Annotated in this window: 12 protein-coding genes, 1 tRNA gene and 3 pseudogenes; 9 read left to right on the top strand and 7 right to left on the bottom strand. The window is 61.7% G+C overall.

Going from position 1 to position 16,061, the window contains the following annotated elements:
* The 4 genes and pseudogenes from DKT70_RS18205 to DKT70_RS10705 all read right to left on the bottom strand — a co-directional run.
* A pseudogene (locus tag DKT70_RS18205) lies at window positions 1–295 on the bottom strand (hypothetical protein); the annotation flags it as partial.
* The gene (locus tag DKT70_RS18200; protein ID WP_199559570.1) at window positions 292–534 is read right to left on the bottom strand and encodes a hypothetical protein; all 243 of its coding nucleotides are present in this window, start codon (window positions 532–534) and stop codon (window positions 292–294) included. The pseudogene DKT70_RS18205 and the gene DKT70_RS18200, both read right to left, overlap by 4 nt.
* Window positions 535–633: 99 nt before the next feature.
* The gene (locus tag DKT70_RS17785) at window positions 634–873 is read right to left on the bottom strand and encodes a hypothetical protein (RefSeq protein WP_146612617.1); all 240 of its coding nucleotides are present in this window, start codon (window positions 871–873) and stop codon (window positions 634–636) included.
* Window positions 874–951: 78 nt separating this feature from the next.
* A complete protein-coding gene (locus tag DKT70_RS10705; protein WP_111559114.1) occupies window positions 952–3,195 on the bottom strand; it encodes a hypothetical protein in 2,244 nt (747 codons plus the stop codon).
* 392 nt (window positions 3,196–3,587) lie between these two features.
* Between DKT70_RS10705 and DKT70_RS10695 the strand changes: the two genes are divergently transcribed.
* From DKT70_RS10695 to DKT70_RS10660, 9 genes and pseudogenes are all read left to right on the top strand, one after another.
* Complete coding sequence (locus DKT70_RS10695; RefSeq protein ID WP_111559112.1) at window positions 3,588–4,043, top strand: DUF2924 domain-containing protein; 456 nt, start codon at window positions 3,588–3,590, stop codon at window positions 4,041–4,043.
* The gene (locus DKT70_RS10690) at window positions 4,040–5,350 is read left to right on the top strand and encodes a recombinase family protein (RefSeq protein WP_111559111.1); all 1,311 of its coding nucleotides are present in this window, start codon (window positions 4,040–4,042) and stop codon (window positions 5,348–5,350) included. The genes DKT70_RS10695 and DKT70_RS10690 overlap by 4 nt, the downstream gene beginning before the upstream one ends.
* Window positions 5,347–5,790, top strand: coding sequence for a hypothetical protein (locus DKT70_RS10685; protein WP_233490527.1), 444 nt, complete (start codon window positions 5,347–5,349; stop codon window positions 5,788–5,790). Before DKT70_RS10690 ends, DKT70_RS10685 begins: the two co-directional genes overlap by 4 nt.
* Window positions 5,791–5,844: 54 nt before the next feature.
* Entirely contained in the window at window positions 5,845–6,168 is a 324-nt protein-coding gene (locus DKT70_RS18195) for a type I restriction-modification system subunit M N-terminal domain-containing protein (protein WP_199559569.1), read from the top strand.
* Between the two features lie 54 nt (window positions 6,169–6,222).
* Window positions 6,223–7,248, top strand: a pseudogene (locus tag DKT70_RS18370) (HsdM family class I SAM-dependent methyltransferase); the annotation flags it as partial.
* Between the two features lie 240 nt (window positions 7,249–7,488).
* On the top strand, window positions 7,489–9,186 hold the full coding sequence (locus DKT70_RS18725) for a restriction endonuclease subunit S (protein ID WP_325048037.1): 1,698 nt from the start codon (window positions 7,489–7,491) through the stop codon (window positions 9,184–9,186).
* On the top strand, window positions 9,183–12,566 hold the full coding sequence (locus DKT70_RS10675; RefSeq protein ID WP_111559110.1) for a type I restriction endonuclease subunit R: 3,384 nt from the start codon (window positions 9,183–9,185) through the stop codon (window positions 12,564–12,566). Before DKT70_RS18725 ends, DKT70_RS10675 begins: the two co-directional genes overlap by 4 nt.
* Window positions 12,563–13,276: pseudogene (locus DKT70_RS10670) on the top strand (M48 family metallopeptidase). Before DKT70_RS10675 ends, DKT70_RS10670 begins: the two are co-directional and overlap by 4 nt.
* A gap of 77 nt (window positions 13,277–13,353) precedes the next feature.
* Entirely contained in the window at window positions 13,354–14,265 is a 912-nt protein-coding gene (locus DKT70_RS10660) for a GIY-YIG nuclease family protein (RefSeq protein WP_111559128.1), read from the top strand.
* A gap of 309 nt (window positions 14,266–14,574) precedes the next feature.
* Here DKT70_RS10660 and DKT70_RS10655 read toward each other — a convergent pair.
* From DKT70_RS10655 to DKT70_RS10645, 3 genes are all read right to left on the bottom strand, one after another.
* Window positions 14,575–14,664, bottom strand: a tRNA-Ser gene (locus DKT70_RS10655).
* A 46-nt stretch (window positions 14,665–14,710) separates the two neighbouring features.
* Window positions 14,711–15,283, bottom strand: coding sequence for a polyhydroxyalkanoate synthesis repressor PhaR (gene phaR, locus DKT70_RS10650; protein WP_072297081.1), 573 nt, complete (start codon window positions 15,281–15,283; stop codon window positions 14,711–14,713).
* 135 nt (window positions 15,284–15,418) lie between these two features.
* On the bottom strand, window positions 15,419–15,877 hold the full coding sequence (locus DKT70_RS10645) for a Phasin (protein WP_072296957.1): 459 nt from the start codon (window positions 15,875–15,877) through the stop codon (window positions 15,419–15,421).
* Window positions 15,878–16,061: the final 184 nt, after the last annotated feature.

Raw genomic sequence — 16,061 nt, 5'->3', positions numbered from 1 at the left:
CATCGCCTTCGAGCGAAAGGCACGGGAAGTGAGCTAAACGCTCTCCACAAAAGCCGGGCAAGTCCAGTTCGCGTGCCTGGTCGCGCTGGCGCACGCGGATCATGTCGCGCTCGACGTTGCGCAGCACCGTCGCCGCGATCCAGTTGACGCGCCCGAGGTCGAGGCCGCGGACCGCCTCGGTGGTGCGCGCCAGTACGTCGGACGCGACCTCGTCGGCGGTGCCGAGCCTGCGCCAGAGCGACCGGCGCCGGATGGCGTCGAGGCCGGGCCAGAGCGCCAGCAACAACACCGTCAAGGCGCAGTCCGACGCGGGCCCGTCGTCCTGAGCCGCGCTGACGAGCGCAGAGAGAGGATCAGGTTCTTCTGGCTCTGATCGCCGGGCGTGCGGTGCAGCCCGTCCAGCAGGGCCGCCGGATCCCGGAACGGAGCGAGGGCGACCTGCGCGCGCCTGACGGCGTCGAAACTGCGCTGGAAGTGAAGGTTGGAGGATGAATGCATGAGGTGATCACGGATCTCGTGCCACGCGAAGGACATCGGACGCCTGCCTTGCGGCCAGGCGTCCGGCGCCTTCTCGTGGCTAGGTCAGGACGTCGCGCGTCTCTGCGATTTCAGGGGGTTGGGTGAAGGTGCGCGTCAGCGCGCGGGCGCGTGGTTCAGCGTGCCGCAGCCGCGGCAGGTGGCCTGAACCGGAAAGCCCACGAGATACTCGTGCCCCCGCGCGAAGCGCAGGTGCATGCGGCTGTCCCGGCAGACGCCGAGCAGCTTGTCACAACGCGTGCAGCGCCATTCCGAATTGTGGGAGGTGGGCTTGGTCTTCGCGGCGCCGGACCAGCTCGTTGGGGCTGCCTGGCGAGGGGGGAAGGGAGTCGGCATGAAAAAGCTCCTCTATGTGGAGCCCTTCCAATAATCAGCGGTTCGTTAGACCGTCCTCCGTCGCATGTTAGACCGTTGTTAGACGGGTTCCTCGACCGGGGCTTCGGCTACGTCTTCGGCTGGCTGTGCTTCAACGAGAAGGCGCCAGTATCCCCGTTTCGCGCCCGCGCCGATGTAGACGTCGCGGATGCTGTCCCAGGCATCTTGCCGGAAGGCCTGCTGCGGACTGCGCGACCCAAGTCCGTCCATCAGCTGCTTGACCTGGACATCGGGGCAGCCAGCCTTCTCGGCCGCAACCAGTCGTTCGAAGATCGTGATCTGATCCGCACCCGTCAGCACGAGCGATGTCTTGCCAGGAATGTGCAACGTCGCCGATTGCGTGCCCGATCGCAGGACCTGCGGTGTCGCACCACCCCGCGCCAGCGAACGATTGGTTCGGTAGGCGAGTTCGAGCGCATCTCGGGAGAGAAGAAGATCGTCTGTGCCGGTTGAGATGCAACCAGAAACGGGGACGACGAGGTTCGGTCCCAGGTATCCGGGACCTTCAGTGCTGGCCGACAGCACGATTCCGACGCCTGCCGCGTTGCGCGCGCGCATCAGCTGATCTAGGCGCAAAATCGTCTTGAGGTCGTGAAGGCGGCGGGCGAAGTAGATCGAAACATCGGCACCGTCGATCCGCATGGAGCCGAGCAGCGACAGGTCCGGATCCAGCACCTGCGCCGCGAGCTTGTTCAGCATCGGCTTCAAAAGCCCAACCACGGTTTCGTGCAGCCACTCGCGGTTGATCTCGTACATCTCAAGATCCGAAGTCGGCCTCAGGCCCCCATCTTTTCCGAAGGCACCGACAACACGCGACATGCCTTCGATGCCGGATGGCTTGACCTCGGCTTCTCCCCCCAGGTCATCATCGTCGATAAGCACAATGTCTTGGCGCCCCCGCCGGTCGAGAAGACCGCCTTGGATCATGCGGTCCGGATCGAGACCGAGCTCGCGCAGATACTCGCCGCTGACATCGTCCTCGGTCCGGTCGTGAAGCATGACCAGTTGCGGGAAAATCCCGCGCAGGTCGGTGGGCTCGATCTGTTTGAAGGCGCTGAGAATGCCCCAGGCATCGAGAAGCGCAAACCCAAGGTTGCGTTCATCCGGATCCTTGTTGCTCTGGAGGTTGCAGCTCTTCGAGCCGGAAATGGTAATGTTGAGCGTGCGTACCTTGTCGTCACCGACGCGGTTGTAGGTGACGGCGATCCCCACGCGGCTGAAGCCATCGGCGCGGCGGAAGATGTTGTTGGGCTTCAAATAGCGGTCGGCGACCTCCTCGATGTCGTCGTCGGCCGCCACCTTCAGAAGAAGTTTCCGGCTCCATGAGCCAAGGCGGATTTCAGCCTCGAGGACGCGCGCGTCTGTGATCTCGTATCCAGAGATACGCGCCAGATCGAGCCGCAGCGAACTGCGGAAACGCGAAAGGTTGTAGCGCTTCCAGGTCAGCGGCTTCTGCGAAACGTCGTGCCCCAGCGCCTCCTCAGCGAACGACCCGGCAACGCCCTGCCGCACGACCGGGCTGTCTGCGCAGACCTCGATCTGTCGGATGGCGGGCGTGTAGATGAGAGTGGCCTCGTTCGGCGGGCGATAATAGATCGTGCCCCGGCGCCCGTCGTCACGATGGTCATGGACGCTCGACAGCGGGCCGCCATGACGAACGATCAGCATGATCGACGCTGGGTGCGCGGCAGTGGCGGGAAGATCCAGGGCCTTCACCGTGCAGGCGGTCTTGAGTTGCAGCACCGACGTGATCTTCGCGGCCAGAGCCGCTTCGTCGATCGACCCCGAATTAAGGTTGACCGCTTTTTCGAGTTCCACCTCGAAGGCATCGTAGAGCTTGCCATAGTCCCTGAATTTTCGAGCGAAGCGGAAACTCTCGGCGTCCTCGAATGTCTGGCGGGCATTCAGAAATGCCCAGATGCTCTTGCAGAGCGGATCGGGTTGTCGATCGAACTCGAGCGTTTGCTCATCGTCGAGTTGTTGCTCGGTGATTGCCGTGAGCGAATCGATACCCTTGCCTTCGGCGAGTGCCAGCACGCGGCGTGATCTCTGCTCGGCGGGCCGCAACTCGTCTGCATCGAATTTCGACAGGATCTGCAACAGGTTTTGCCGAAACCTGTGTGCCATTTCCTCGTCCGAGGGATCTGGAATAGCAGTGGGCAGGCCGAAATCGGGTTCGTTGTCGCCCTCTCGCACCGCGAGGACAGCCCGGACGAGGTCAATGCGGGCATCCTCGATCAGGCTATGGATGTGCGGGCCAACCTGGGATGCCTTTCGCGCCATGAAACCACCTAAACGAATACATTCTCTTGATTGATTCAACTTCCGATAATCGTGGACAAAACCGCACCCTGCAAGACCCGATGTTCTTAACCTGTTCGCATCGAGGAAGCTCGTGGCGCTGTGATGTCCCGTCTCCATCGGCCGGATGGCTTTTGATCGGTAGCAACTCTACCGAATACGGCCGATCCCCGCATGAAACGCCCCAATCCACTGCCTCCCGCCCAGATGACGCCCGCCGAACGCCGCACTCAGCTGTGTGGCCTGCTCGCCCTCGGGCTGGTCCGCCTGATGCGGCGCAACCGGGGCGAACCTTCTGACGATACTGGAGAAATTCGCCTACACTATCAGGCCGACCAATGCCGTCATGCAACCCGGAAGCCAACGGAGAAAGCATGACGACGCACGACCCCATCCCCGCGCGCCTGGCGGCGCTGAAGACCACACCGACGCCTGACCTGAAAAGGCAGTGGCGCGATCTGTTCGACAGCGAACCGCCGCCGTTCAACCGGCGCTATCTCGAAAGCCGTATCGCCTACCGCATCCAGGAACTCGCCTATGGCGGCTTGAAGCCCGAGACGATCCGGCGGCTGGAACGGCTGGGCGAGGAACTGGACGGCGGCGATAAGAAGAAGCGCGGAATGCGCCTCGACCGGGACCGCCCCATCACCGGCACGCGCCTCCTGCGCGAATGGAAGGGCGTCGAGTATGTCGTCACGGTGACGGCCGATGGCTTCGAATGGCAGGGGCGGCCTTACAAGTCGCTATCTGCCATCGCGCGGGCCATCACCGGCACCCGCTGGAACGGCTGGGTCTTCTTCGGGCTCAAGAACCACAGGGGGCGGACATGACGAAAACTGTCGTTCGCAAGCTACGCTGCGCAGTCTACACTCGGAAGTCCTCCGAGGAAGGGCTGGAGCAGGAATTCAACAGCCTGCACGCCCAGCGCGAGGCTTGCGAGGCGTATATAGCCAGCCAGCGCTCCGAGGGCTGGGTGCTGGTCCGCGATCAGTATGCCGATGGCGGCATCTCGGGCGGCACGCTGGAACGCCCCGGTCTGAAGCGACTGATCGCCGACATCGAGGACGGGCTGGTCGATGTGGTCGTGGTCTACAAGATCGACCGCCTCAGCCGCTCGCTGGCCGACTTCGCCAAGCTGGTCGAGGTGTTCGATCGGAACGGCGTGACGTTCGTCTCGGTGACGCAGAGCTTCAACACGACCACGTCGATGGGACGCCTGACGCTGAACATCCTGCTCTCCTTCGCCCAGTTCGAGCGTGAGGTCACCGCCGAACGCATCCGCGACAAGGTCGCCGCCAGCCGGAAAAAGGGTATGTGGATGGGCGGGGTGCCGCCCTTCGGTTACCGGGTGGAAAACCGGAAGCTGCTGGTTGACGAGACCGCCGCCGCGCATGTGCGCTGGATCTTCGCCCGCTTCCTCGAGATCGGGTCCTGCACGGAACTGGCGCGGGAGGTTGGCACGCGCGGAATCCAGACGCCGCGCGGCAACCGAATCGACAAGAAATACATCTACCGGATGCTCAGCAACCGCGCCTACCTCGGCGAGGCGGTCCACAAGGGCGACAGCTATCCCGGCGAGCATGACGCGATCATCGACCGCGAGACATGGGACCGCGTCCACGCCATCCTGCAGGAAAGTCCCCGCAAGCGCGCCGCCCGGACTCGCGCCGACACGCCCGCGCTGCTGAAGGGACTACTCTTCGGTCCCGATGGCGCCGCGTTCTCGCCGACCCATACTCGCAAGGGCGACAGGCTCTACCGCTACTACGTCAGCCAGAGAGTGCTGAAGCATGGTGCCGGGTCGTGCCCGGTCGGCCGCGTGCCCGCGGGCGAGATCGAGGCGGCCGTCATCGACCAACTCCGTGCAGTATTCCGCCAGCCGGAGATCGTGGCGGGGACGTGGAAAGCTGCACGCGTCCACGCCGACGGCATCACCGAATCCGACGCCAGCGCGGCACTGCAGCAGTTCGATCCGCTGTGGGACGAACTGTTCCCCGCCGAGCAGGCACGCATCGTGACGTTGCTGGTTGAGCGCGTCGACATGCGCACAGACGGGTTGAACGTCCGGCTGCGCGTCGATGGGCTGAGCGGCCTCGTGCGCGAAATGCTGTCCGGCGGGATCGGAGAAGCCGCATGACACGCGGCATGCCGATCCCCGAGACTGTCACGCTCCACATCCCGTTCCGCGTCGTGAAACGCGGCGGGCGGAAGGAGATGCAATTGCCGGACAGCGCCGCGCAACCGCGGCGGACTGACAACACACTCGTCAAGGCACTGGCGCGCGCGTTCCGCTGGAAGCGCATGCTGGAGTCGAGCGAGTACCCAACGGTCGCCGAACTGGCCGAACGCAAGCGCATCGCATCCTCCTACATGACACGCGTCCTGAGTCTAACCTTGCTCGCGCCCGACATTGTTGAAGCGATCCTGGACGGCAAGCAGGGGCCGAACGTGACGCTAGGTAGCGTTCTTCGGCCGTTCCCGCTTGACTGGAGCGGCCAGCTTGACGCGGTTGGAGCGGCATCATCGAACCAGGACGACAAGCCTGTCCTTTCCTCGCGCGGTTCAATCGGCTATTAAAATCGGAGGTTTGGGGCAACCAGCAAGGCGTGCGAAGCCCCTCACATTCATTCCATGACCGGGGCGACATTGGCAAAACTAACTCTCGAAAAACTTGAACGCCACCTGTTCGCGGCCGCCGACATCCTTCGCGGCAAGATGGATGCTTCGGAGTTCAAGGAGTACATTTTCGGAATACTGTTCCTGAAGCGATGCTCAGACGTATTCGAGCAGCAGCGCGAGAAGATTCTGAAGGAACAGCGCGCGCTTGGACGGTCCGAAAAGGAAGCCCTGCAGCGCGCAGATCATCCGTCCTCCTACACCAAAACCTTCTTCGTTCCTCCAGTAGCCCGCTGGGATCGACTCTTGAACGATGTCCACGCCAACGTCGCCAACTAGTTGAACAAGGCTCTCGAGGGGCTCGAGAACGCGAACCACAACGCCTTGAGGGGCGTGCTGGGGCACATCAATTTCGCCCGGAAGGTTGGCGATTCGGAGATCCCCGACGAGCGGCTTCGCCGTCTCATCAGCCACTTCAACAAGTATCGCCTGCTCGACGAGGATTTCGAGTTTCCCGACCTCCTCGGCGCAGCCTACGAATACCTCATCAGCGAGTTCGCGGACTCCGCCGGCAAGAAGGCCGGCGAGTTCTATACGCCGCGCGGCGTGGTGCAACTGATGGTCCGCATCCTTGATCCGCAGGGCGGCACATCGCTCTACGACCCCACCTGCGGCAGCGGCGGCATGCTGAACCAGGGTTACGAATACGCCCTGCAGCACGACGGTCGGCGCTTGAGCCTATATGGCCAGGAGGACAACGGCGCGGTCTGGGCCATCTGCCGGATGAACCTGCTACTCCACGGCATCCCTGACGCCGACATCCGGAATGGCGATACACTCGTCGATCCGAAGCACATCGAGGACGGCCGCCTCATGCGGTTCGACAGGGTGATCGCGAATCCGCCCTTCAGCCAGAACTACACCAAGCGCGGCATCCAGTTTGGCGACCGCTTCCGCTTTGGTTAGTGCCCTACGACGGGCAAGAAGGCCGACCTGATGTTCGCCCAGCACATGTTGGCCAGCCTCAAGCAGACCGGAAAGATGGCTGTGGTGATGCCGCACGGCGTGCTGTTCCGTGGCGGCGAAGAGAAGAAGATCCGGCTCGCACTGCCCAAGGAGGACTGCATCGAGGCCGTGATCGGCCTGCCGCAGAACCTCTTCTACGGAACCGGCATCCCGGCCTGCATCCTTGTGATGCGCCACCCGGACGGGAAGCCCGACGAGCGCAAAGGCAAGGTGCTCTTCATCAACGCGGACCGCGAGTATCGCGAGGGGCGCGCGCAGAACTTCATCGACCCGGAGCACATCGAGAAGATCGTCAGCGCCTACGACGCGTTCGCTGACGTGCCCGGCTTCGCGGCGGTCATCGACAACACCGCCATTATCAAGGACGAAGCCGGCAACCTGAACATCCGGCGCTATGCCGACAGCAGCCCGCCGCCCGAGCCCCACGACGTGCGCGCCCACCTCCATGGCGGCGTGCCGAAGCGGGAGATCGAGACCATCCGCCCGCATGCGCAGGCACAGGGCTTCGACGTCGAGACGCCATTCGTCGACCGCGATGCGGACTACGCCGAGTTCGCTGATGCCGTCGAGAAGCGTGCCGATATCAGGGCCCAGGTCGAGTCAAACCCCGGCGTTGCGACGCGGCAAGGTGAGATGGTCGCGGCCTTCGATGCCTGGTGGTCGTCGGCGCGGTCCGGGTTGGCCGAGCTTCCCGAAAGCAAGCGCCTGATGCCGCTGCGCCGCGAGATGCTCGACAGCTTCGAGCCCGCCATGCTGCCGGTCGGCTGCCTCGACCGCTATGCGCTGATGGGCTCCATCGCGGGTTGGTGGGACGAAATCCGCTACGAGCTGCGCGTCATCGTCGAGAACGGGTTCGCCGAACTGGTCGACGGCTGGGTCGAGACACTGCGTTCGGCGCTCGAGGATGAAGACGCGGACGACGACGAGGACAGCGACGCCAAGAAGACCGTGAAGGTCACGCTGGAGGAGCTGCTGGCCCATCCCTTCGTGCGCCATCGCATGGCGGACTACGTCACCGAGCTGTCCGCCGCGCAGGCCGAGGTGGAGCGGATCAAGGCCGAGAAGGAAGCCTGGGAGACGGGCGACGGGGTCGAGGGCGCCGAGGACTGGCTGGACGGGGCGGAGGAAGGCAGCAACCTCGCCAAGGAGCTGGAAAAGCGGCGCAAGGAACTGCGCGCCGAAATGAAGGACGACGACAAGCGCCGGAAGGAGCTGGTGAAAACCACAGGCACCGGCAAGCCGTCCAAGGGCTCCATCGACTGGATGCGCGCGCAGGGCATGGATGTGCGGGAGTTCGAAGCCGAACTGGCAGCCATCGAACGCCGCCTCGCGCCGCTGGTCGAGGAGGCCGAGACCATCGACGCCATGCTCGCACCCTACGAGGCGATCAAGGAGGAGCTGAAGGAGGCGCGCGCCACCCTGCGGCGGCTCAAGGCGGCGTTCGTCGAGCGGCTGACGGCCGCACGGGCCGAACTGGACGACGATGATTGCCGCGAACTGGTGCTCGACATCGACCGCGAGCGGCTGCTCGACCGATTGGAAGCAGCCCGCATCAGGCGTGTTAGCGCGTTTATCGTCCGTATTGAGTGCCTTTGGGACAAATACCGCACTAGCTTGGACGAAATTGAGAATGATCGGGCGGAAGCAACTTCGGTGTTTGGCGACTTCATGGCTGAGCTTGGATACAGCGGTGGAACTAGCGCTCGCATCGGAGACATAACGGGTGACACGAATGGCGAACTGAAATGGCCGCTTAGGCCGCTAGGCGCTCTAGTAGACCTTATCAACGGCTTCGCATTCAAGCCAAATGACTGGCTCAATGATGGCACCCCGATCATCAGAATTCAAAATCTCAATGGTGGACAGGATTTCAATTATACAAAAATCACTGTTCCCGAGAAATACCATGTTAACTACGGTGACTTGCTGTTTTCCTGGTCCGGCAACCGCGGAACCTCGTTTGGGCCATTCGTCTGGAAGGGACCCTATGGGTATTTAAACCAACATATTTTCAAGATAATTGTAAAAGAGGGAGTATCGGCACGCTGGCTGTATTTCGCGCTCGACGAAGTTCGGGTGCGGGCGGAAAAGATGGCGCATGGCGGATCTGGTCTCGTCCACGTAAAAAGAAGCGACCTAGAGGGATATTTGGTAGCAGTACCAACGCTCTCAGAACAAGAGATGATCGCTGATAGACTAGAGGCGCTTCAAAAAAGACTGAGGTTTCTCAGAGAAGAAGCGGAGAAAATCAACGCTCTTCGAGAAAATCTTCGGGATGACCTTCTAACAGGGCGGGTTACTGTCGAAGGACATAGACAGGCTGCCGAATGAGCCAGCAGGACCGTCTGGACGAACTGAACGTCGTCGAACGCCCCCTGCTGCGCCAGCTGGGCGTCATGGGATGGACCCATGTCGAGGGTGCCGACGAGGACCCGAGCACCGGCCGCAAGGACTATCACCTGCTCGGCCGCGACACCTTCCAGCAGACGCTGCAGCGCGACCAGCTCGAGGCCGCGCTGCGCCGGCTGAACCGCAACGAAGATGGATCCGAATGGCTGGACGAGCGCCGCATTAACCAAGCGATCTCGCAGCTCGAGCGGCCGACCTCGCGGGACTTCATCGCGATCAACGAGGAACTGCACGACAAGATCGTGCGCGACGTCAATGTCTCTGGCCCCGATGGAGAGCACGAACGCCGCGTGCGCTTCATCGGCTTCGAGCCGGGCGACGAGGACGAGTTCGTCGCGGTCAACCAGTTCCGCGTGGACCCGCCCGGCGCTGTCGGCGACCGTGGGTTCATAGTGCCGGACATCGTGCTGTTCGTGAACGGCCTGCCGCTGGTGGTGGTCGAGGCCAAGAGCCCGGCCGTCACCGACCCCATCGCGACTGCCATCGACCAGATGCGCCGCTACGCCAACCGCCGCGTGCCGGAAAAGAATGAAGGCGCGGAGCGGCTGTTCTGGACGAACCACCTGCTGGTCGCCACCGACTACTACGACGCCCGCGTCGGCTCGGTCACCGCCCGGCCGGACGACTTCCTCCCCTGGCGCTCGGTCAAACCGGTCGGCATCGAGCAGACGCGCGCCGCCATGGACGAGGTGTGCGGCGAGCTTGGTAAGGCGCCGGGCACGGAACTGGTGCAGCAAGAGGTGATGGCGGCAGGCCTGCTGCGGCCGCAGTACCTGCTCGATGCGCTGCGCTCCTTCACCGTCTACATGACGACGGACGACGGCGTGCGCATCAAGGTGGTGCCGCGCTATCAACAGTTCCGTTCAGTGCACATCGCGCTGCAGCGCCTGCAGGAGGGCAAGACCCGCCGTCAGGATGGCATGAGCGACCGCCGGGGCGGCATCATCTGGCACACCCAGGGCTCGGGAAAGAGCCTGACGATGGTTTTCTTGGTCAGGAAGCTGCGGACGATCCCCGCGCTCCGCCGGTTCAAGGTGGTCGTGGTCACCGATCGGACCGACCTCGAGGATCAGCTGTCGAAGACGGCGAAACTAGCCGGCCAGGTCATGCGGGTCGCGCGGAATGCCGATGGCGCGAAGACGCATCTGGGCCGGCAGGAACCGGACCTCGTGTTCGTGATGATCCAGAAGCTGAAGGAGCGGAACGGCGAAGGAGACGAGCAGGAGATCGTGTTCGCGGGCGAGAACGAGGAGCAGCTCGACGCCAAGGGCGAGAACCTGCTGCCAGCCAAGACCGGCGAGCTGCGTTCCGGCAAGTTGGTCGCGAAGATCGGCGAGCGAAAGGCATTCCCCGTTCTGAACGAAAGCGAGGACGTGCTCGTTCTCATCGACGAGGCGCACCGCTCGCACACCAGTGGACTTCACCAGAACCTGCTCGATGCGTTGCCCAACGCTGCGCGCATCGGATTCACCGGGACGCCGATCGAAGAGAAGAACAAGAAGAAGACGCGGGAGATCTTCGGAGCCTACATCGACCGCTATCTCCTTCGGGACGCAGAGACCGACGGCGCCATCGTGAAAATCCTCTACGAGGGGCGGGAGCTGAAGGCCGACGTCACGGACAAGGGCACGCTGGACGGCTTGTTCGACGCCACCTTTGCCGGAAAGTCGGCCGACGAGCGCGAGGCGATCAAGGACCGCTACGCAACGCGTGCGCGTGTCCTCAACGCGGCTGACCCGCTGAAGGCCAAAGCGATCGATGTGCTCCGGCACTACATCGTCAACATTCTCCCCAACGACCTGAAGGCGCAGCTCGTCGCAGCGAGCAGGGAGCTGGCGGTCCAGTACGTCGACGCCTTGAACGACGCCCGCGACGAGATCGTTGCCGCCATCGAGGGCGCTGCGGACATCCTGAAGGATATCGCTCCGGAGGACGCGCAGGACGCGGGAGGCGACGTGGCGTTCCTCTCCACAGCGCTGCCCTATCTCGACACGATTAAGGCTCTCGAGTTCGCGGCGGTCATATCCGTGGACCACAACGACCTGCCACATCTGAAGGCATGGGGCGGCGTTTCGGAGACGAAGCAGCGGATCGAACGCTTCAAGAAGCCGCTGTCTCAGGACGCGCTCGCAATCCTCGTGGTGAAAAGCAAGCTGCTCACCGGCTTTGACGCCAAGGTCGAACAGGCGATGTATCTCGACCGGGCCATATCGGGCGCCGAGCTGCTGCAGGCCATCGCTCGCACCAACCGGACGGCGGGGGAGGCCAAGCGCTTCGGTATCGTCGTCGACTACTACGGTGTCGGAAAGAACCTCGCGGACGCTTTGGCGATCTACGACGCGGAAGACCAAAGCGATCTGACCGGCGGCATTGGAAAGCCTGAAGACCTCTTGCCGGAGCTGCGGCAAGCGCGTGACGCAGTGGTCAAACACTTCACCGATGTCGGAATAACCCTCGGGTCCGACTTGCAAGCCTACGTCGACGCCTGCGTGACCAAGCTGAAGGACCAGAAGTTCCGGGCTCAGTTCCTCGTTCTCGTCAAGAAACTCGTCGGCTTGTTCGATGCTCTCATGCCGCGCCCCGAGGCACGACCGTTCACGCGTGACGTTAAGATCTATGCGTTCATCGCCAAAGCTGCTGCCCACCTCTACCGAGATCGTTGTCTCGACGTCCGAGGGGTCGCCCATAAGGTTCAAGCCATGCTCGATGCCTTCATCAACGCGCAGGGCATCGATCCGAAGGTACCTCCTATCGAGATCCTGGACCCGAACTTTGCCGCCGAGGTGGCACGGAAGCCGAGCGGGCGGGCGAAGGCGTCGGAAATGGAAAACGCTCTTCGCCACCACATTTCGATTTCCTTCGATAAGGACCCTGCGAAGTACAAGACGCTCAGCGATCGCCTTGATGGCATCCTCAAGAGCCACCATGAGGACTGGGATGAGATTGCCCTACAACTTCAGGCGCTGATCGATGACGCTGTCGCTCGCTCCGGTGGCGGCTTCACGGCCCATGGTCTGGAACCTCACACGGAAGCTCCGATCTTCGGAATCCTCCGCCTGCGCTATGGCCATGATGATCGAGATGCGGACTTGGCAGAGCTTTCGGCCAGGATCGTCCAGCACTTGCGAGAAGAAAGCGCGGTCTCAGGGTTCTGGGATAATCCGGTAAGCCAAGAGGAGGCCAGACGCTGGATTTTTCAACATCTCGATAATAGCAGCATCTTCGATTTCGGTGACTTGGACGCGATTTCGTCCGACTGCATGGGGGTAGCGAGGGCAAACCGAGCGGCATTCACGTCATGAGCGAAACGATCGAGATCGACGAGCTCGTCTTTTCAGTCAAACGAAGCACAAAGCGGAGAACGGTCGGTGTTACGGTCGAACGAGACAAATCTCTCCTTGCTCATCTCCCGCAGGAAGTAACGCTAGAAGAGGCGACAAAGCTTATAGCCTCAAAGCTATTATGGGTTCATCAAAAGCTCGCTGAGCAGGGCGAAAGTGCGCGCGAGGACGTTTTTCGGGTCGCGGAGTTTGTGGATGGCGAAGGCTTCCATCTACTTGGGAAGCACTATCGCCTCAAACTCGTCGATGTTCCCAAGAATGTGACCGGTGTGCCGAGCGTCAGGTTCGAGGGCGATCGGCTTCTGTTGCGGCGAGAGCAAGCTGCCTCGGGGGGCAAGAGGATTGAAGAATACTATACTAGAGCGGCACATCCCTACCTGAATGAGACCGTTCAGAGGTGGAAGAGAATCGTTGGCGCTGAGCCCGGGCGCTTCGTCTAGGTAATGGATCTTGGATACAGGTGGGGCTCATGCAGCGCAGATGGGACATTGAACTTCCACTGGCGGGTAATGCAGCTACCACCCAGAATCATCGAATATGTCGTCGTGCACGAGCTGGTGCACATCAAGGTTCCAGACCATTCAGAAAAATTCTGGAAAACGCTCGGTTCGGTCATGCCCGACTATGAAAGTCGTAAAGCTTGGCTGAAGCAGAAAGGTGGTGATCTTTGAACACATTGGTACTCAATCTTGCGTTCTTTGACGCCCCTTCTAAATTGGCGGCATAATTCAATCGTTTGGTCACCTTCATGAAGCCCCGTTCGATCAACATTTTCCTTCTCGACGGCGATCCGAACGGCATTCGGGTGGCACAGATCTCGATGTCGACGATCCAGGCCATTGCCTTTCGACGCAATCAGCTACGTCGGGTGCGGGAGGCTTTTCCCGAGATCGAACGGCCAGGCGTCTACATCCTCATCGGTGCCGATGAAGACGCGCAGGACCGGCAGCTCGCATACATCGGCGAGTCCGAAGGCGTCGGCGCTCGCCTGTCATATCACAACTCGAATGAAGCCGGTCGTGATGCCAAAGGCTTCTGGACCGACACGGTCGTGCTGATCAGCAAGGACGAGAACCTGACCAAAAGCCACGCGCGTTATGTGGAAGCCTGCCTGATCCGGGGCGTCGTTAGCAATCCCCGCTGGACCCTGCCCAACACGCGCACGCCGTCAGACGACGCGGGCAAGCTTCCACTCCCCGACCGCGCAGCCATGGACGAGTTCGTGGATCAGACAAAAACGCTGGTTGGAGCCCTCGGCTGGGATCTCTTCCGAGAAGTCCGCGGTCGTGCGCCGGAGCATATCGCAGGGCGAGAACTGCCAGAGGCTGAAATCCATGAAAGCCCTCGGTTCTTCTTCCGAGGCGAGGGCTTCGCGGCAGAGATGGAGATTGGGCCCTCCGGGGATTTCGTCGTCACAGCAGGTTCGAGGGCAAGGGTCCGGACGACGCGAACGATACCTAGAGGTACGGTCACGCTCCGGAACACCCTTGTCGAGAAGGGTGTCCTCCGCGAGGAAGGCGATTTTCTTGTCTTCACAAGCGCCTACAGTTTCACGTCTGCCTCTGCCGCAGCTGCGGCGGTCATTGGTGCGAGCGCCAATGGCCGGATCCTCTGGAAGCTCCCGGACGGACGCAATTACGCCGACTGGGAAGCCTCTTAAGGCATGTAAGATTGCGCCTCCGAGTGAGGCCCCTAGTGCGGTAGCAAGTTGGATTTCTGTTCCATCTCGCTGACGCCACCCACGTCGAACCGCTTCGCGGACGCACTCAAAAAGTTATTCGCTTTCAGTTGCTTGCTAGAAATTCACCAAATTGGCGCAGTCATGAGGTCCGTAGAATGTTGACCGAGAGAGACCGCTTCCGAGCTGCTTGGCGCTGCGACAAGTGCTCAGCCAATCCCGCATAACCCTCGAAAATAACGGAAAAATCCGGCCGCAGCCGGATCGGGAGAATGCTTTCGCAGGGGCAAGTGGCGGAGCGAGAGGGATTCGAACCCTCGAGACGGTTCCCCGCCTACACACTTTCCAGGCGTGCGCCTTCGACCACTCGGCCACCGCTCCGTGGGATGGGGTCTAGCCTGTGACGCAGGGATCTGCAAGCCCGATGTCAGAGCTTGGAGACACGGTTTTGCAGCTCGGCCAATTGGCGTCTGATCTCGGCCATGTCCTTGGCATCATCGCGGGATTGCGACGGTGCATCTGGGGCGTCGTCTTCGGGTTCAGGGCCCGAGGCGCCGCCACGCCAGCCACCCATCATGGTCTTCAGGAACATCTGCTGTTGGCGCTGAAGCGCCTCGAAGCCGGGCATCGATGACATCGGGTTCGACATCGATGCCATGTTCTCCATCACCTTGGACTGGCCGTCGCGCAGCATTTCGAAGCTGGCGGCCAGGAACTGGGGGACGACGGATTGGGCGTTGGTCGTGTAACTGCGCACCAGGTCGGTCAGCACGTCCAGCGGCAGCACGCTTTCGCCGCGGCTTTCATGTTCGGCAATGATCTGCAGCATATATTGACGGGTCAGATCGTCGCCCGATTTCAGATCGACAATCTTCACCTCGCGGCCTTCGCGGATGAACGCGGCAATGTCTTCGAGGGTCACGTAATCGCTGGTCTCGGTGTTGTACAGGCGGCGGCTTGCGTAACGCTTGATCAGCAGGGGCGCAGATGATGCGGCCATCAGGGCTTCCTTGGGGTCGTTTCGGCCATGATGAAAGCTGCACATCCAAAAGGCAAAGGAAAAAGACCCGTGCCACGGCGCGCATGAAAAAGGGCAGCCGAAGCTGCCCCTTCGTGACCACGTCGGTCGAACTGATTACTTGGCGGTTGCGGTGGCGCTGGCGGCCTTCTTGGCGGCAGCCTGCGTGTCGCGGGTCGCTTTTTCGGCGACTTTCTGGGCGTCCGATGCCATATCCTTGCCGGCGGTCAGCATCAGGTCGACGGTATCCATCTGCACCTTCTTGGCGACTTCGGCATAGGCGGCCATGTGCTCGGCAGCCATTTCGGCCGACGAAGATGCGAAATCGCTCATGGCCTTGGCGTAATCGGCAGGCTCTTCCTTCTTGGAGGCCATCTCACCCATGCGGGCGATCGAATCCTTGGCCCACTGGGCCGAGATCTCGGTCGAGCGTTCGGCAGCGGTCAGAGCGACCTTCGCCAGCTTTTCGCCCAGCATGCTCTGGGACTTCATGGCTTCCTGCATCGAGCTGGTATCGATCGGAAAGTTCGCCATCATGTCCTGCATCGTCTTCGCAAAATCGGGGGTCTTGGCCATAACATAAACTCCTGTAACTGCGACGACAGAGAGACTGAAAGGGAACGATCGTCGCTTCTATTCCATGGCCCCAATATGCATGCTGCAGTGCAGCATTTCAAGGGGTTTGTTCTGCAGCGCGGCAAAATGAGACGGATTCGGCACTTTGGGCCAACCCCTTGATCCGCCCTGCGCTGCATTCCCG

The sequence above is a fragment of the Paracoccus sediminilitoris genome, assembly GCF_003259195.1.
Lineage (GTDB): Bacteria > Pseudomonadota > Alphaproteobacteria > Rhodobacterales > Rhodobacteraceae > Paracoccus > Paracoccus sediminilitoris.
This window is presented reverse-complemented; position numbering and strand designations above follow the sequence as displayed.